The organism is Bartonella doshiae NCTC 12862 = ATCC 700133 (genome assembly GCF_000278155.1).
Lineage (GTDB): Bacteria > Pseudomonadota > Alphaproteobacteria > Rhizobiales > Rhizobiaceae > Bartonella > Bartonella doshiae.
The window spans coordinates 124,198-142,483 of record NZ_JH725096.1 but is presented as its reverse complement, the minus strand read 5'-3'; the positions used below and the strand labels follow the sequence as shown (position 1 = coordinate 142,483).

Below are 18,286 nucleotides of genomic sequence, written 5' to 3'. Positions count from 1 at the left end.
AGCTTAAGCTCCCTTAACGGCTGCAACAATTTTTTGAGCAGCATCATCTAAATCATCAGCGGGAATAACGTTCAAACTACTGTCACTGATAATCGCTTTACCCTGCTCAACATTCGTACCTTCAAGGCGAACAACCAAAGGAACCTGTAAACCAACTTCCCTAACGGCGGCAACAACACCTTCAGCAATGACATCGCAACGCATAATACCACCAAAGATATTGACCAAAATGCCTTTAACGTTTGGATCAGCGGTGATAATTTTAAAAGCAGCAGTCACCTTTTCTTTTGATGCACCACCACCAACATCGAGGAAGTTTGCTGGTTCAGCTCCATAAAGCTTAATAATATCCATTGTTGCCATAGCAAGACCTGCACCATTGACCATGCAACCAATTGTTCCTTCAAGAGCAACATAAGCAAGATCATGCTTTGATGCTTCTATCTCTTTTGGATCTTCTTCTGAGATATCACGCAATTCCAAAATGTCTGGATGACGGAACAGAGCATTGTTATCAAAAGAAACTTTCGCATCAAGAACGCGTAAATGTCCACTGCTCATCACAATAAGCGGATTAATTTCAAGAAGGCTCATATCTTTTTCACAAAACACCTTATAGAGAATTGGAAAAAGCTTTTCACCATCTTCTCGCGCAGTCCCACTCAATTCCAACGCATCACAAAGTCTTGCACAATCAACAGAAGTAATGCCCTGTTCAAAATTAACAGGAAGAGTTAATATTTTCTCTGGTGTCTCTTCAGCAACAGTTTCAATATCCATTCCCCCTTCCGTTGAAACAACGAAAGCAACTCGACCAACCGTACGATCAACCAAAAGCGAAAGGTATAACTCCCGCTCGATATCAGCACCATCCTCGATATAAAGACGTTTGACTTGCTTACCTTCTGGTCCTGTTTGTTTTGTTACCAAAGTTTTACCAAGCATTTCTTGGACATTTGCAACAACTTCTTCAACGGATTTTGCAAGCCGAACACCACCTTTTGCATCAGAAGCAAGTTCTTTAAACTTTCCTTTACCACGACCACCAGCGTGAATCTGACTTTTAACCACATAGAGCGGTCCAGGCAATTTTTTTGCCCATTTTTCAGCTTGCTCTACAGAATAAACAGCAACACCATTTGCAATGGGTGCTCCATATTCATGAAGCAGACGTTTAGCCTGATATTCATGGATATTCATTTATTTGTCCTTTTCTTTTACGAATCACTCAATTGATCTTCGAATATTCATAACATTTTCATATCCTGTTTTAATAAACAGGACCTTGCTCAATTTATTTGAGGCTAGGTACAATAGCGATACAAGTTTCACAAAGCTTGTGTACAGCATTTACTGAGCGCTCAAAAGCATCTCTTTCTTCTTTATTAAGGTTGATTTCGATAATTCGCTCAACCCCATTCGCACCAAGTATAACAGGCACACCAACATAAGTATTCTTAATCCCATATTCACCTGAAAGATAAGCTGCTACAGGAAGTACACGCTTAGTATCCTTCAAATAGGCTTCAGCCATAGAAACAGCAGAAGCTGCAGGAGCGTAGAAAGCAGAACCTGTTTTTAAGAAATTAACAATCTCTGCTCCACCATCACGAGTACGCTGAATAATTTGATCAATCTTTTCCTGTGTAGTCCAACCCATTTGTATAAGATCAGGTAAAGAAATACCCCCAACCGTTGAATAACGCACGAGAGGCACCATAGAATCACCGTGCCCTCCTAAAACAAAAGCTGTCACATCCTTAACAGAAACATTAAACTCTTCGGACAAGAAATAACGAAACCGCGCTGAATCCAAAACACCAGCCATGCCTATAACTTTATGTGTTGGAAGACCAGAAAACTTCTGCAATGCCCATACCATAACATCAAGAGGATTCGTAACACAGATTACGAATGCCGAAGGTGCATATTTTTTTATCCCAACTCCAACTTGTTCCATCACCTTTAAATTAATAGCCAAAAGGTCATCTCGGCTCATACCTGGCTTTCGTGCAACACCTGCTGTTACAATAACAACGTCAGCACCTTCAATTGCTTCATAAGCATTAGCACCTTTTAGACTGATATCAAAACCTTCAACAGGTGAAGATTCAGCAATATCTAGAGCTTTACCTTGTGGTATACCTTCTGCAATATCAAACAAAACAACATCACCCAGTTCTTTAAGCCCAATAAGATGTGCCAAAGTACCGCCAATCATGCCCGAACCAATAAGAGCTATTTTCTTTCGCGTCATCTTGTATTACTCCTAACTTCAGATAATTCAGCACATAATCACCAATATTGGCATACTGAATATTTATTTTGCTTTTAACTCTATTTTTAACGATACCATCAAAAGGAGAAAGGCATAAAACTTATAAAACCTCTCTTTTCATAGAATAAAAATCCTCCAAAGGGATGACTATTAAAAAATTGACATGTTGTACCGATAAAATGAATTTTTAGAAAATACAACAGAATTATTATACTACCTTTAGATTCAAGAAGTTATTATTTTCACAGTTTACGTAAAGGTAAAGTAATAATTAGTTATTCCTCCTTAAAAGCAAATGTTTTTCCCAAAGTTTTAAATAATCCTGACTTTGCATTTCAAAAAGACGCGACTGTGTTCTTTTAAACTCAAATGTTTCTGCTGTACGTGCATGTCCCTGATATAAATTTTCAAATTTTACTGCTGCTGACATAAACAATCTTATGTGGCGTTCATAGAGGATATCAATAAGTAAAATAAACCGTTTTGTTTCATTTCGATACGTGTCATCCATTACCGGTACATTATCGATAAAAATCGTGTGATAATGCTCTCCTAATGCCAAATATTCAGCCGCAGCCAAAGGCTTTGCACATAAATCTTTATAATCAAAGCGCGCACAACCCATTCCTGCACGTGGAATATGAATAAGACGTCCTTTTATAGAGAGCTTATCAGACATTTCCTTTTGTCCTTGCAGCACCAACACCCATGCCTTATCCATATATTCATTTGCTTCTAATCCCAACGGTGTTACATACATATGTTGTAGATTTGATTTTTCCAAACGATAATCTGTTCTTGCATCAAGATTAATAACATGAACACGCGCTTTCAAAACCTGGATAAAAGGCAAAAAGAGTTCTCTATTTAAACCATTATAATAAAGGTTTTCAGGAGCAACATTTGAGGTAGCAACAAAAAAAACTCCACGATCAAACAAAGCAGAAACAAGGCGACCAAGCACCATAGCATCTGCAATATCTGTCACACTAAATTCATCAAAACAAAGCACCTGTGCTTCTCGTGCAAGATCTTTTGCAACTGCCAGAATAGGGTCATTTTGTCTGCTTTTTACGTATTTTGACGTTTGACGATGAATATTAATGCGTTCATGTATATCATGCATAAAATCATTAAAATGGACACGTATTTTACGACTTTTCGGTAAACAGGAAAAGAATAAATCCATCAACATGGTTTTTCCTCGCCCTACCTCGCCATAAACATACATCCCTTGAAAACGATCATTTAAATCATCCTGTTTGACAGCACGAACAGAGGTTTGTTTTTTCCTTTGAAAACGATGCAAAAATGCCCATGAACGAGAAACGCTTTGCTTAGAAATTTTTTGCAATAAATGATCAAAATGCTTTGCCAAAGCCAATTGAGCCATATCCAAGTTGATTTGCCCTTTGGATACCAATTCTTCATAGCGCGTTGAGACTAAAATCATTCAAACAACCTTTTTTCAAAGCGTTCTCAACGTAAAATACAATCTCTTTTCACAAATATGTGTGTATTTCTTTTCTTCTTTTTTCATAAACCAACCAAAAGGTTCTAACGACTTAAAACAACTGGATGATCATTAAGTGTGCGTCCCTCGAAACGATCAATATTGGAAGAATAAAGAACAACGATAACACGTCCTGAATTATTATAAAAATACAATCTTTTTCCTTTAACAGCCCATGAACTTACCTGAGAAACAATTCCTGGACAGTGTAAAGGGCTAGCACGATATCCTTGGCCAAATTTTGTTTGCGGCGTTGCAATTCGGCAAACTTTATCTCCTACAGAAAAGTTCCACACCCCAGCAACAGTAGCAGAAGACAGATCAATAGCATTACTTGGCAATTCGAAACTTGTCATTCGCTCATCACTATGAGAATCTCCTTTCTCATACATTGAATTATCTTCATGTGCTAAAGAATGGGATATCGACAAATCAGACATTGTTTCAGGAGCTAAAATTTGCTGAACAGGATAAACAACTCCTAATGTATTGCTTTCACTATTGCCCTCAAAGAGCAGTGTTGAACAGCCAGCTAAGAGCGCCATAACTGGTATTACAACGAAAAATGAAATTCTTGAAAAGATCATATCTATATTCTTTCCCCATGACAATAATGAATAGATTCTCTCTAAAATCAGTGAATCTTTACTATATGACATATTACAGAGATAAATTAATAAATTAAGAAAAACAGAATAAAAATTGCTGATTTTAAGCAATAATAATTTTGTTTCCAGTTTTATATGCATTAACGACTGGAAATTTATAAGATTTTCAGCCATATATTTTTCGTGAGTATTTACGAGAGATAGAGAAATTTCATGAAAAAGCCATTTAGCAAAATGGACGGTCTTGGAAATAAAATTATTGTTGCTGATATGCGTGAAAGCGCACACACTATCACATCGCAAGCAATTCTTGCCTTAGCAGCGGATTCTCAAACGCATTTTGACCAAATTATGACTATTCATGCACCCACCCAAAAAGAAGCTGACTTCCGCATTGAAATATGGAATGCTGACGGATCAATGGCTAAAGCTTGTGGTAATGGTACTCGCTGCGTCATTGCATGGCTTACAGACCATAATCTTGGTGAAACCTTTCGATTAGAAACACCCGCTGGAATTATTGAAGGTAAACGCCAAAGCGACAATCTTATCTCTGTTGACATGGGACGCCCAAATTTCAATGCAAAAAAGATGCCTGTTTCACGTGAAATAATTGATACCAATCACGTAGAAATTACTGCTGGTCCCTTAAAGGATGCTTGCCTTGTCTCTGTTGGCAATCTTCATGCTATTTTTTTTGTTGAGAGCGATATTCAAAAGATTCCATTAGAAAAATATGGACCAAAACTTGAACATGACCCCCTTTTTCCAGAGCGATGCAATATTTCTATTGCGCATGTAATGTCAAAAAAAAGCCTAAATTTAAGAACATGGGAAAGAGGAGCTGGATTAACACAAGCATGTGGGAGTGCTGCCTGTGCAAGTGCAGTGGCTGCTTACCGAAGGGGACTCGCAGAACGCCATATCGATGTAAATCTACCAGGGGGAACCCTTAATGTTTTTTATCGAGAAGACGATCATATTGTCATGACAGGACCAATAAAGTATGAATTTAGTGGCTTTTTAAACCCTTTAACAGGGAGCTACACAAAGGATTACTATTGATGACAATAGAAATTGTAACATTTGGTTGTCGGCTCAATAGCTACGAATCGGAAATTATACGCAAAGAGAGCTCTGCTTCAGGACTAGATCAAGTAAAAGACGGTGCTATTATTTTTAATACTTGCGCTGTAACGTCTGAAGCGGTGAGACAAGCAAAACAAGCTATACGGAAAGCAAGACGTGAAAATCCTCACGCCCGAATTATTGTAACAGGATGTGCCGCACAAACAGAAGCACAAAATTTTGCTTCGATGTCAGAAGTAGATCTTGTTTTAGGGAATGAAGAAAAACTCCATGCGCACTCCTATCGGCAACTTCCTGATTTTGGCATCAATCATGATGAAAAATTACGTATCAATAATATCATGGAAGTCCAAAAAATTGCACCCCATATGGTAAATGCAATGGAAGAGCGTACACGCGCTTTTGTGCAGGTGCAAAATGGATGCGATCATCGTTGTACGTTTTGCATTATTCCTTATGGTCGTGGACCATCACGCTCAGTCCCGATGGGTGCCGTTATTGAACAAATAAAACAGCTAATAGACAATGGTATTCAAGAAGTGGTTCTAACAGGCGTTGATCTCACTAGCTATGGCCAAGATCTTCCTGGAAAAGCAACTTTAGGGAAATTAACTTCAGCTATTTTGCATCACGTTCCAGACCTGCCTCGATTGCGTCTATCATCTATCGATTCTATTGAAGCAGATCAAGAACTCATAAATCTTTTAGCCTATGAGAAGAGAATAATGCCACATTTGCATTTATCTTTGCAAGCAGGGGACAATATGATCCTCAAGCGGATGAAACGGCGACACTTACGTGAACATGCAATTCAATTTTGTCAAGATTTGCGTACCAAACGTCCTACAATGGTTTATGGTGCAGATCTAATTGCTGGTTTCCCGACTGAAACAGAGGAAATGTTCCAAAATAGTCTTGCCTTGATAGAAGATTGTAATTTAACACATCTCCACGTTTTTCCCTTTAGCCCAAGAGAAGGAACACCTGCTGCGCGTATGCCACAAATAAATCGCAGAGTGGTTAAAATGCGTGCAGAAATGTTACGCAAAGCAGGTGAAGAAGCTTACCAAAAGCACCTTGCTCATTTACAAAATAGTCAACAAACAATTCTCGTGGAAAAAGATGAAATTGGACGGACAGAAGATTATACCCTTGCACATATTAAAGGTGCTAAAGCTGGAACAATCGTTCAAGCTCTTATTATTGGCCATGATACCAATAAATTGATTGCTGCCCTCCCAAAACTAAATGCAGCGTGAGCAGGAAAGCCCTTATGACGAAATCTTTTATAAAAAAAATATTCTCTTTTAACAAGTCTAAAGGGCAGGAAACAGAACAAGTTTCCCTCCTTAATGAAGCCTATATAGTTGAAGAGAATAAAATTAAAAAAAATGATCCTCCCGCTCTAAACATAAAAGGAGAAAATCAGAGCGCAGCATCTGTAAAATGTGATGAAAAAACACAACCTTTTAAATTTCATTCTGGAAAAGTTATTGTTACAGATACGATAAGCGAAAAGAAAATTGAAGATTTATCGCCTATATCCTTTGTTGATAAAAAAAATACCGCGTGGTTCGGGCGCTTAAAAAAAGGCTTAGCTCTTTCTTCACAACGTTTAAGTGAATCGATTGGTGACCTTTTTGTTAAAGGAAAACTTGATGGAGAAACATTGCAAAAGCTGGAAGATATTCTTATTCAAGCTGATCTTGGTGTAGAAACAGCTACACGTATCACTAACACATTAGCTTCTAGTCGTTATGAAAAGAATTTATCTCCAGATGATATTCACGCCATCGTAGCAAATGAAATAAAAAAAGTGTTGGAACCTGTTGCAATTCCATTAGAACTTGATCTTAATCATAAGCCTCATGTTATTTTGCTAGTAGGTGTAAATGGTACTGGGAAAACGACAACTATTGGAAAGCTTGCAGCTAAACTGACTGCTGGAGGACTAAAAGTTATGCTCGCTGCTGGTGATACATTCCGTGCAGCAGCCATTGAGCAATTGCATATTTGGGGAGAACGCATCGGAGCTCCTGTTGTTTCAACAAAACTTGGTGCAGATGCTGCCAGCCTAGCATTTGATGCTTATGAAAAAGCCAAAAAAGCAAACAGTGATGTCTTGATCATCGATACAGCTGGACGCCTACAAAACAAAACTGAATTGATGGATGAACTAGCAAAAATTATTCGTGTTTTAGGCAAGCATACCCCTCATGCGCCCCATACAATCCTTCAAACGCTTGATGCAACAACCGGACAAAATGCACTCAACCAAGTGGATATTTTCCGCGATATAGCCGGTGTTAATGGTTTAATCATGACAAAGCTGGATGGTAGCGCACGAGGAGGAATTCTTGTTGCCATAGCAGCAAAATATAAATTACCCGTTTACTTTATCGGTATAGGAGAAAATATTGAAGATCTTCAATCTTTTTCTGCTTCTGAATTTGCCGAAACTATTGCAGGAAAACACACATGAAACAATCTTCTTTTAAGCCTCATTCATACAATAATCCTAATTCAAAGAATATGAATGATAATAAAAAAAATCCTCTTTCACCAACACTTAAATTTTTCTTAGAAATGGGACCATTGGTCATCTTTTTCCTTGCCAATTATAAAGGCGAATGGTTGATAAAAAATATTGGACTTTTTAAAAATTTTAATAAACCTATTTTCCCTGCAACAGCTATTTTCATGGTAGCAATCATTGTCACGCTAAGCTTATCATGGATTCTTGTACGAAAAATTCCTATAATGCCTCTTATCTCGGGAATCTTTGTTCTTGTCTTTGGATTTTTAACACTTTGGCTTCACAATGATACTTTCATCAAAATGAAGCCAACAATTATTAATAGCTTATTTGCTTTCATCCTTTTTGGTGGAATGTTTTTTAAAAAACCACTTTTGCGTTATGTCTTTGATTCTACGTTAAAACTCGATGATTTAGGATGGCAAAAACTTACCTACCGTTGGGCATTCTTTTTCATTTTTCTTGCTCTTCTGAATGAAGTTATTTGGCGTAATTTTAGCGATAATTTTTGGACAAGTTTTAAAGTATTTGGCGTCATGCCTTTAACAGTTCTCTTCATGTTTACCCAAATGCCCCTTATCTTTAAACACTCACAAGGACTTTTTACGGAAAGGGACAAATCTGATTCTCAAACATAATACATCTATAACTATAGATTGTTATATTGTAGACTTATCGCTGTACACTGTTCATAAGGAAAAGACATGTTAATTGAACAGTTCATTTGCCGAAAAGATAATTTTGGTGTACTCATTCATGATGAAAAAAGTGGTTACACAGCTGCAATTGATGCGCCTGAAAATGAAGCTATTCATAACGCCTTAAAACGCCGTAACTGGACACTTCATACTATTTTTATAACTCATCATCATCACGATCATGTAGAAGCACTGGAAGAATTAAAACAAGTATACAACGCTGTAGTTATCGGACCAGAGGCAGAAAAAGAGAAGATTCATCATCTTGATCAAACACTTCAACCTGATGAAAAACTTCTCTTTGGTTCTCACCCGCTTTTGGCTCTTTCAACACCGGGCCATACTTTAGGCGCATTATCTTACTATTTTCCTGAAGAGAATTTACTCTTTGCCGGAGATACACTTTTTTCACTCGGCTGTGGGCGTCTTTTCGAAGGAACCCCTATGCAAATGCTGAACTCTTTAAAAAAGCTTCGTCAACTTCCTGATGAGACACTTCTTTATTGTGGTCATGAATATACCAAAGACAATGCTCTTTTCGCGTTAACACTTGACCCACATAATCAAAAACTTCGTCAAAGAGTAGAAGAAGTTTTTTTGCTACATGCAAAAAATACTATGACTTTACCAGTAACTTTAGGGCAAGAAAAAGCTACTAATCCCTTTCTCCGATGGGATGATAGTACGTTGCGAAAAAACCTTGCAATGGAAAAAGAAACAGATGAACAAGTCTTTGCTGAAATTCGAAGGAAAAAGGATAATTTCTAACCATGTTTAAGCTTTTCTTGCGTTTGTTTCCTCTTTTTCTTTTTGTAATATATACCCAACTAACAATGGCAAAGGAAAAAGAAACAGACAATAAATTCTATTTCCCGTATGTCATTGAAAATTATACCTTAAAAGAAGATTTCCTTTTTAAAATAAAACAAATTGGAAAAAAATATTAAACGCACCACCAGAATTAAAAGCATCATATAACAATAGTATTGAAGGACTTACCGCTTATATTTCTGATTATAAAAAAATTAATGAGTATAAAAAAACAATAATATCACGCCTAGGGATTTTGCTGTTGGTTGTAATGTCTTGGAGCGACATTAATAACGCTTTTTTAGGATCTTAAATTTGATGAAAAAACACGATGTTTTTAAGAAATTTGGGATTTGGTAAAAAACATATGTATAGAATATAACTGTTATAAAAAAATTTGTGACCATACTATTTTGAACAATTGATTAACTTCGTAAACGCTCCTTAATTTTGTAAACGCCGACAAATATCATCCAATTGCTCTAATGAGGAATAATGTATTTTTAGATCTCCACCTTTTTTACCATGCCGAATAACAACTTTCATTCCGATAACATCTGCAAGTAATTTTTCTAAAGATTTTGTTTCTGTGTCTTTTTCCACGGTGGTTCGTTTTTTGACCTTAGGATTTGCCTGTTCATACGCAAGTATTTCTGTTTGGCGTACAGAGAGACCTTCACGAATAATTTTCTCCGCCAAATCCTGTGGATTGTCGACGGTAATAAGACAGCGTGCATGACCAGCAGAAAGTTGTCCATCAATTAAAAATTGTTGTACCTTTGATGGAAGTTTTAACAAACGGAGTGTATTTGCAATATGACTTCGACTTTTTCCAATCACTTGTGCTAAATCTGCTTGCGTATAACCGTGCTCATTCAGCAAAATTTCATATCCCATTGCTTCTTCAATAGAATTAAGATCGGCACGTTGAACGTTTTCAATAATTGCTAATTCCAAAGCCGTTTTATCATCCACATCACGAACAATGACGGGCAATTGACTTAAATTGGCACGTTGTGCAGCACGCCACCGTCGTTCACCAGCAATCAATTCAAACCGGTATGGATGATCACGCGAAGGCCTGACAACAACAGGTTGAACAACACCATGCTGACGAATTGATTGTGCTAAACTATCAAGTTCTGAATCAGTAAAATGACGCCGAGGATTGTGTGAATTACACGAAATAGATTCAAGAGGCACAAATTTCTCATAAACAGGAGAAACTGTATTGAATTCTGTCAATTTATCAGTATTCGGCGCGCGTACAAGATTGTTATTTAAATTAATATCCCCAATCAACGCTGCTAACCCACGCCCTAGTCTTTTTCTTGATTGATCATCATTCATAATTTTTCTCTTTGAATTTTCTTTTGTAAAATTGTTTTTTTTACATTACTAAGCAGCAGCACGTGCTTGTTTTTCACGTTGGATTACTTCTGATGCCAAACGTAAATAAGCTTGGCTCCCAGCACACTTGAGATCATAAAGCAATACCGGCTTACCAAAAGAGGGGGCTTCTGATACCCGCACATTTCGTGGAATAACGGTACGATAAACCTTATCTCCCATAAAAGAACGTACATCTTCGACAACCTGATTGGAAAGATTATTACGCCCATCATACATTGTGAGAACAATACCTTGAATTTCTAGAGATGGATTAAGAACAGAACGCACTTGCTTTACTGTTTCAAGTAATTGGCTTAAACCTTCAAGTGCTAAAAATTCGCATTGCATGGGCACTAAAACAGAATCGGCCGCCCCCATGGCATTGAGTGTTAAAAGATTAAGTGACGGGGGACAATCGATTAAAATATAACTGAATTTTTTTTCCATTTTAGGATCATCATAGAAAGCTTTACGTAAACGTTGAATACGATCTTTTGATGAAGAAATTTCCATTTCTACGCCTAAAAGATCAAGAGTAGATGGCACAATATGGAGATTGGGTACAGCTGTTTTTAAAGCCGCTTTTGTAACTGAAATTCCAGAAACCAAAACATCATAAGAGGATAAAGGACGGCTATTACGATCAATTCCCAATCCTGTACTGGCATTCCCTTGAGGATCAATATCCATAATAAGAACATTTTCTCCAATAGCTGCTAAAGCCGTTGCGAGATTAATTGCTGTGGTTGTTTTTCCGACCCCACCCTTTTGGTTTGCAATAGCGATAATACGTGTTTCGCTCATTTTGCTTTACCCTCTACATGATCGAACATGAGAAATTTCTAAAATAATAGAACTTTCATCAATTTTACTCTTATGTTTTAGCAGATCAAACTGCCAATTGGCAGAGGCATTTTTTATTTCTGTAGCGTAATCCCGACCTTTTTGCAAAAGAGCTATTGTTTTTCGTGTAAATAAAGGAAAAATGAGTTGTAAAAGAGCATCAAGTGAAGCCAATCCACGCGCTGTTATAACCTCCGGTGTCCCTATTTTTTCGTATACATCCTCAATTCTACAGTGGTAAACTTTTGCTGGAAGATTAAGTTGAGCGATGACCATTCGTAAAAAAGCTACTTTTTTACCATTACTTTCAACGAGATCAATATGTCCTGCTTTTTTTTCTTTTAGAAAAATAGCAATAACAATTGCGGGAAATCCTCCACCTGATCCAAGATCACACCAATGTAAAAAATTACTGTGTAAAGGATATATTTGTGCCGAATCCAAAATATGACGTGTCCAGAGAACAGGTATTGTTGTAGAAGATATTAAATTAATATGTTTGTTCCATTGAATTATCAAATTCTCAAATTGTATCAAATCCTCTATTGTTTCACGTGAAACAGAAGGAACAATATCTAAGAGTGTTTGATATTTTTGTTCTGTAAAAATATCCATTAAACCAATTGAGCCTCTTTACGTCGTTGGCGCTGAATATACGTAATAATAAGAGATAATGCCGCAGGCGTCATACCATCAATTTTTTGAGCGTCAGCAATTGAACGTGGCGATATTTCTTGAATTTTTGTTTTTAATTCATTTGAAAGACCTGAAATTGCCTGAATATCAAGAGAAGAAGGTATTTCTAAACGTTCATCTCGCTGAAGAGTGGCAATATCTTGTGCTTGCTTTTCTAGATAAACTGCGTACTGCGCTTCAATTTCTAAAGATTCAACAGTTTTAGAATCTATAGATTGTAATTGCGGCCAAAAGTGCGAAAGACGTTTTATCGTCATATGAGGATAAGCAAGAAGATCATAAGCCGAACGTCGAATTCCATCGTGATTTACTTGTAATCCACGAGAAGAGGCTTCATTAGGTGTTAGAAATAGTCCTTGGCAAATTGATCGTGCATAATCGAGACGTTGCTGTTGTTTTTGATAACAATCCCAACGTATTTTACTCACAATGCTCCATTGTTGTGCCAAAGGAGTTAAACGAGCATCAGCATTATCAGACCGCAAAGACAAACGGAATTCAGCACGTGATGTAAACATGCGATAAGGTTCACAAACCCCACGTGAAATTAAATCGTCTACCATAACACCAATATAAGCTGTAGAACGACTTATAAGAATTTCATCTAATCCAGAAACTTTCCGTGCAGCATTTAATCCAGCTAAAAGTCCTTGTGCTGCAGCTTCTTCATATCCTGTTGTACCATTAATTTGACCTGCTAAAAACAATCCTGGTAAAGAACGCAATTCTAAAGTTTTAGTCAGCTGTTGTGGATTAACAAAGTCATATTCAATAGCATAACCTGGTTGTAAAACTCTAACGTTTTCTAGCCCTTCTATTGTTTTCAATAAAGAAATTTGAACATCCTCAGGAAGAGAAGTAGAAAGACCATTTGGGTAAATAGTATCATCATTTAATCCTTCTGGTTCTAGAAAAATCTGATGTCCATCACGTTCTCCAAATTTAATAATTTTGTCTTCAACTGAGGGACAATAACGTGGTCCTAATCCTTCAATATTTCCAGAATATAAAGCAGACCGATGAATATTTTCACGAATAATTTGATGAGTTTGCGTATTAGTACGTGTTATTGCACATTCAATTTGTGGCTGTTCAATCTTTTCTGTTAAGAGAGAAAAGGGAACTGGATTTTCATCGGCTTGTTGTTTAGGAAGGCATTCCCAACGAATCGTTTTTTTACTGAGACGAGCTGGAGTTCCTGTTTTTAATCTTCCAAGATTTATATTATAACTTTTTAAGCGTTCAGCAAGCTTGACACTCGACTGTTCTCCCATCCGTCCAGCAGGCCATCTCTTATCACCAATATGAATAAGCCCATTTAAAAATGTCCCTGTAGTCAAAACAACAGCACCAGAAAGAAGTTTTCCCTGTTTTTTTAAAATAACACCTGAAACGTAATTATCTTTAACAATCAGATCAACGACTTCATCTTCAAGTAGAATGAGATTATTTTGTTCTTGTAAAAAATTTTGAATTGCTTCTTTATAGAGTTGTCTATCAGCTTGTGTACGCGGTCCTCTTACTGCGGGTCCTTTGCGTCGATTAAGTAATCTAAATTGAATTCCAGCAGCATCTGCTGCTCTCCCCATGAGACCATCCAAAGCATCTATTTCACGAACCAAATGTCCTTTTCCAAGCCCACCGATAGCAGGATTACAAGACATTGTCCCTATTGCTGATATTTTATGCGTAATGAGTGCTGTCCGTGCTCCAACACGCGCTGAAGCTGAAGCTGCTTCACAACCTGCATGACCACCACCAACAACAATGACATCATATAATTGCATTTGTTTCATCCCATAGAGAACCTCTTCTCAAGTTTCACGTGAATCATTATTTACCAACACAAAACTCTGAAAAAATAATATCAAGCAAATCTTCAACATCTATATCTCCCGTAATTCTCCCGAGAAAATCACTTGCACGACGAAGATGTTCTGCACGTAAACTTAGATCAAGAGTATGATGATTTATGGAAAATTCTATTTCTTTAAGAGCTTCTTTTAGTAACTGAAGTTGCCTTTTACGTGCTGGAACAAGATTTCCAATTTCAGCAGCACGACGTAAACAAAATGACTCAAGTTCTTTAATAAAATAATCAAAATTTAACCCCGTTATTGCAGAAAACTGTATAGACCAATGTTTTTCATTTTTCTCATAAAGATCAAGCTTATTACCAATACGCCATATTTCAGCAGATGTTTTTGGTAATTCAATCTCTTCTGGATTTAGCATATCATAAACTAAAATGACTAAATCAGCATCCTTAACATGCTGCCTTGCTACTTCTATTCCTAATTGCTCTATTTTATTTTCTGTTTCCCTAAAACCAGCAGTATCCGTCACAAAGACCGGTAAACCGCAAAAAACAAGTCTCATTTCCAAAGCATCACGAGTCGTTCCTGCTTCTTCTGTTACAATAGCAACAGGCCTTCCAGCCAAACGATTCATAATACTCGATTTTCCGGAATTTGGAGCACCAGCAATGACAATCTTTAATCCATCACGTAAGATACTAGCACGCTCCCCTTCAGCAATATGATTGCGAAGAGAAGTACAAAATTCTTCCATGTCTTTCCAAACTTCATCAGATATCGAGTTTGGAATATCAGCTTCATCAGAAAAATCAAGCTCTGCTTCTATAAAAGCACGCGCTTTTATAAGCTTATGACGCCAATCACGATAAAGTGTAGTTAAACGTCCACTTGTACTCATAACTGCTAAACGGCGCTGACTTTCTGTTTCTGCCTCTATTAAATCAGCAAGACCTTCTGCTTGAACAAGATCTAATTTTCCCTCTATAAATGCACGACGCGAAAATTCACCTGCCTCTGCAATACGACATCCAGTAAATGTGGATAACTCATCGAGAAAACGATTAACAACCGCTTTTCCTCCATGCAAATGAAATTCTGCACAATCTTCCCCCGTAAAACTATGAGGAGCAGGAAAAAAAACTGTTAAAGCAGAATCTAGAAAACTACCATCACGAGCAGTAAGATTTCCATAATGCATGAACCGCGCTTTTGGTAAATAACCACAAAGCGTTTTAACTACATTTACAACATGGGGACCAGAAAGCCGAATGACTGCAACCCCTGAAGGCAACAATCCACTCGAAATAGCAAAGATTGTATCCACAGGATGTATCCCAATCAAAAAATCCAATACTTCTACGTATTCATTGAATCAAAAAATTCACTATTGTTTTTTGTCTGTTTTAGTTTATCAATCAAAAATTCAATTGCATCTGTTACATTCATAGGCGCTAAAATACGACGGAGTACAAAAATTTTATGTAAGTCTTGCCGTGCTACTAAAAGCTCTTCTTTACGTGTTCCTGACTTTAATATATCCATAGCTGGGAAAATACGCTTATCAGCAACCTTGCGATCAAGAACAATTTCCGAATTACCGGTACCTTTAAATTCTTCAAAGATAACCTCATCCATACGACTACCTGTATCAATTAAAGCCGTTGCAATAATGGTTAAAGATCCACCTTCTTCAATATTACGTGCTGCACCAAAAAAACGTTTTGGACGCTGTAGCGCATTTGCATCTACACCACCTGTCAAAACCTTACCTGATGAAGGAACAACCGTATTATACGCACGTCCAAGACGTGTAATAGAATCGAGAAGAATAACGACATCACGCCCGTATTCAACGAGACGTTTTGCTTTTTCAATAACCATTTCAGCCACTTGCACATGACGAATTGCGGGTTCATCAAAAGTAGAAGAAACAACTTCTCCTTGTACAGAACGCTGCATATCAGTAACTTCTTCTGGTCGTTCATCTATTAAAAGAACGATAAGGTAACATTCAGGATGATTAGTTGTAATAGAATGAGCAATATTCTGAAGTAAAACTGTTTTTCCTGTTCGAGGAGGCGCCACAATTAACCCTCTTTGCCCTTTTCCCAAAGGTGATATTAAATCAATCACCCGTGACGACATATCCTTCTCTGTAGGATCTTGTATTTCCATTTGAAAACGTTCATTAGAATAAAGGGGAGTGAGATTATCAAAATGTATTTTATAGCGAATTTTCTCTGGATCTTCAAAATTGATTGTATTAATTTTAAGAAGAGCAAAATAACGTTCTCCTTCTTTTGGACTTCGTATAGGACCTTCAACGGTATCTCCTGTTTTCAAAGAAAAAGATTGAATTTGTGCCGGTGAAAGGTAAATATCATCAGGTCCTGGAAGATAATTTGCATCGGCAGATCGCAAAAATCCAAATCCATCTTGTAAAACTTCAACAACTCCCTCACCAATAATTTCTACATCTTGCAGAGCAAGTTTTTTCAAAATAGCGAACATTAATTCTTGTTTACGCATTAAGGAAGCATTTTCAACTTCTAATGTTTCAGCAAAAGAGACGAGTTCAACGGGATTTTTACTTTTAAGTTCTTGTAGTTTCATTTCTTGCATGAAATATGCTCTTTAGTAGGAGGGGAATTGTTTTGAAATTAACTCACGGAAAATTTAAAGAATGGAACATTCCTATGAAATGTAGAGGCATTTTACACTTAACTTTCTTAAACTGCAAGCATCATTCATAATGATTTGTTTTCATATATCACTTAACAGCTTTATATAAAGGAATTGAAACAATTTATTAAACTATAGAGATGAAAATATAAAATTGTTTTCTATCATTGATAAATGAATTTTTATAAAAAAATTTCCGAAGATTTTTGTATAAATTAAATTTTAAAGAAAAGGATTCTTCTTATTAAAACCTGTGTTTAATGTGGATTATTATTTATACTTCATTAATCCTCAATTTTATCCACAAAAAGAAAAGAAAAAAAATGAGCCATAATACTACTTTAAAAGTTTTATCCCCGATCTTTAAAACTGAAAGGAGTTCATTTATCACACGCATTCAATTTGTGTATAAAAGTGTAAGATTATCTTTAAATTTTCACTTTACCGGAGAAACTAAGATATATGCACATTTGTTAACAAGGAGTTAAAATTTTTGTGACAAAAGAAAAAAAGTCCTTTCATTTACACATGCTTTCTGATGCAACTGGAGAAACATTAATTTCTGTTGGAAGAGCTGTAGCATCTCAATACACGACAATTCAGGCGACAGAACATATTTATCCTATGATTCGCAATGAAAAGCAGTTAGAGAGAACTCTTGATGAAATACAAAAAGAACCCGGAATTGTTCTTTACACAATCATTGATAAAAAAATTAAATTGCTTCTTAGAAGGAGATGCGAAAAAATAGAGGTTCCCTGTATTGATATATTATATCCTGTTTTAGATGCCTTTCAATCTTACCTTGGAACACCGACAAATTTGCGTGCGAGTGCGCAGCATGATCTTAATGCAGATTACTTTCGTCGTATTGAGGCGTTGGATTTTACAATAGAGCATGATGATGGACAGTCTTCCAATAATTTATCGAATGCAGATGTGATTCTTGTAGGAATCTCAAGAACTTCTAAAACGCCAACAAGTATTTATTTAGCAAATCGTGGAATAAAAACAGCTAATATACCACTTATTCCGGGAATTGATTTACCAGAGGCTCTTTTAGAAGCAAACAATTCTCTGATTGTTTGTTTAATTGCCTCAGCAGAACGGATATCGCATATTCGTCAAAATAGAGATTTTGGGAATGGTTATGTCATTGAAAGTTATACTGATCGTGTGAATATAGCTGAGGAATTAACCTATGCAAAACGCATTTGTGAACGTTTTGGTTGGCCTATTATTGATGTCACACGACGTTCTATTGAAGAAACAGCTGCAGCTATATTTGAACTTTTATCCCGATTTCGTGAAGGAAAATGAAAGA

Annotated in this window: 16 protein-coding genes; 6 read left to right on the top strand and 10 right to left on the bottom strand. The window is 36.7% G+C overall.

What is annotated here, in order from left to right; all coding sequences use genetic code 11:
* Positions 1–3: 3 nt before the first annotated feature.
* The 4 genes from sucC to MCS_RS05325 all read right to left on the bottom strand — a co-directional run bounded on the left by sucC (position 4) and on the right by MCS_RS05325 (position 4,378).
* Positions 4–1,200: an ADP-forming succinate--CoA ligase subunit beta gene (sucC, locus tag MCS_RS05340; RefSeq protein ID WP_004856237.1), complete on the bottom strand. Its 1,197-nt coding sequence runs from the start codon at positions 1,198–1,200 to the stop codon at positions 4–6.
* 94 nt (positions 1,201–1,294) lie between these two features.
* Complete coding sequence (gene mdh, locus MCS_RS05335; RefSeq protein ID WP_004856236.1) at positions 1,295–2,257, bottom strand: malate dehydrogenase; 963 nt, start codon at positions 2,255–2,257, stop codon at positions 1,295–1,297.
* A gap of 292 nt (positions 2,258–2,549) precedes the next feature.
* A complete protein-coding gene (zapE, locus tag MCS_RS05330; protein WP_004856235.1) occupies positions 2,550–3,731 on the bottom strand; it encodes a cell division protein ZapE in 1,182 nt (393 codons plus the stop codon).
* A 104-nt stretch (positions 3,732–3,835) separates the two neighbouring features.
* On the bottom strand, positions 3,836–4,378 hold the full coding sequence (locus MCS_RS05325; protein WP_024864149.1) for an AprI/Inh family metalloprotease inhibitor: 543 nt from the start codon (positions 4,376–4,378) through the stop codon (positions 3,836–3,838).
* 234 nt (positions 4,379–4,612) lie between these two features.
* On the opposite strand from MCS_RS05325, the gene dapF reads away from it, so the two are divergent.
* The 5 genes from dapF to gloB all read left to right on the top strand — a co-directional run bounded on the left by dapF (position 4,613) and on the right by gloB (position 9,490).
* Positions 4,613–5,464, top strand: a complete 852-nt coding sequence (dapF, locus tag MCS_RS05320; protein ID WP_004856233.1) for a diaminopimelate epimerase — start codon at positions 4,613–4,615, stop codon at positions 5,462–5,464.
* Complete coding sequence (mtaB, locus tag MCS_RS05315) at positions 5,464–6,747, top strand: tRNA (N(6)-L-threonylcarbamoyladenosine(37)-C(2))-methylthiotransferase MtaB (RefSeq protein ID WP_004856232.1); 1,284 nt, start codon at positions 5,464–5,466, stop codon at positions 6,745–6,747. The genes dapF and mtaB overlap by 1 nt, the downstream gene beginning before the upstream one ends.
* A 14-nt stretch (positions 6,748–6,761) precedes the next feature.
* Positions 6,762–7,970: a signal recognition particle-docking protein FtsY gene (gene ftsY / locus MCS_RS05310; protein ID WP_004856231.1), complete on the top strand. Its 1,209-nt coding sequence runs from the start codon at positions 6,762–6,764 to the stop codon at positions 7,968–7,970.
* Positions 7,967–8,662 carry a septation protein A gene (locus MCS_RS05305; protein WP_004856230.1) on the top strand — a complete coding sequence of 232 codons (696 nt, stop codon included), beginning with the start codon at positions 7,967–7,969 and terminating at the stop codon, positions 8,660–8,662. Before ftsY ends, MCS_RS05305 begins: the two co-directional genes overlap by 4 nt.
* Before the next feature lie 66 nt (positions 8,663–8,728).
* The gene (gene gloB, locus MCS_RS05300) at positions 8,729–9,490 is read left to right on the top strand and encodes a hydroxyacylglutathione hydrolase (protein WP_004856229.1); all 762 of its coding nucleotides are present in this window, start codon (positions 8,729–8,731) and stop codon (positions 9,488–9,490) included.
* A gap of 486 nt (positions 9,491–9,976) precedes the next feature.
* Here gloB and MCS_RS05290 read toward each other — a convergent pair whose 3' ends face one another.
* Genes MCS_RS05290 through rho form a run of 6 tightly spaced genes read right to left on the bottom strand, consistent with a single transcriptional unit; the run spans position 9,977 to position 16,902 of the window.
* Positions 9,977–10,882 carry a ParB/RepB/Spo0J family partition protein gene (locus MCS_RS05290; RefSeq protein WP_004856227.1) on the bottom strand — a complete coding sequence of 302 codons (906 nt, stop codon included), beginning with the start codon at positions 10,880–10,882 and terminating at the stop codon, positions 9,977–9,979.
* Between the two features lie 48 nt (positions 10,883–10,930).
* Positions 10,931–11,728 (bottom strand): ParA family protein, encoded by a 798-nt coding sequence (locus tag MCS_RS05285; RefSeq protein ID WP_004856226.1) that lies wholly within the window; start codon positions 11,726–11,728, stop codon positions 10,931–10,933.
* Positions 11,729–11,734: 6 nt separating this feature from the next.
* A complete protein-coding gene (gene rsmG / locus MCS_RS05280; RefSeq protein ID WP_004856225.1) occupies positions 11,735–12,382 on the bottom strand; it encodes a 16S rRNA (guanine(527)-N(7))-methyltransferase RsmG in 648 nt (215 codons plus the stop codon).
* Entirely contained in the window at positions 12,382–14,250 is a 1,869-nt protein-coding gene (mnmG, locus tag MCS_RS05275) for a tRNA uridine-5-carboxymethylaminomethyl(34) synthesis enzyme MnmG (protein ID WP_004856224.1), read from the bottom strand. The genes rsmG and mnmG overlap by 1 nt, the downstream gene beginning before the upstream one ends.
* Before the next feature lie 46 nt (positions 14,251–14,296).
* On the bottom strand, positions 14,297–15,604 hold the full coding sequence (gene mnmE / locus MCS_RS05270) for a tRNA uridine-5-carboxymethylaminomethyl(34) synthesis GTPase MnmE (RefSeq protein ID WP_004856223.1): 1,308 nt from the start codon (positions 15,602–15,604) through the stop codon (positions 14,297–14,299).
* 32 nt (positions 15,605–15,636) lie between these two features.
* Positions 15,637–16,902 (bottom strand): transcription termination factor Rho, encoded by a 1,266-nt coding sequence (gene rho / locus MCS_RS05265; RefSeq protein ID WP_004856222.1) that lies wholly within the window; start codon positions 16,900–16,902, stop codon positions 15,637–15,639.
* 555 nt (positions 16,903–17,457) lie between these two features.
* Here rho and MCS_RS05260 point away from each other — a divergent pair.
* Positions 17,458–18,282 carry a pyruvate, water dikinase regulatory protein gene (locus tag MCS_RS05260; RefSeq protein WP_004856221.1) on the top strand — a complete coding sequence of 275 codons (825 nt, stop codon included), beginning with the start codon at positions 17,458–17,460 and terminating at the stop codon, positions 18,280–18,282.
* Positions 18,283–18,286: the final 4 nt, after the last annotated feature.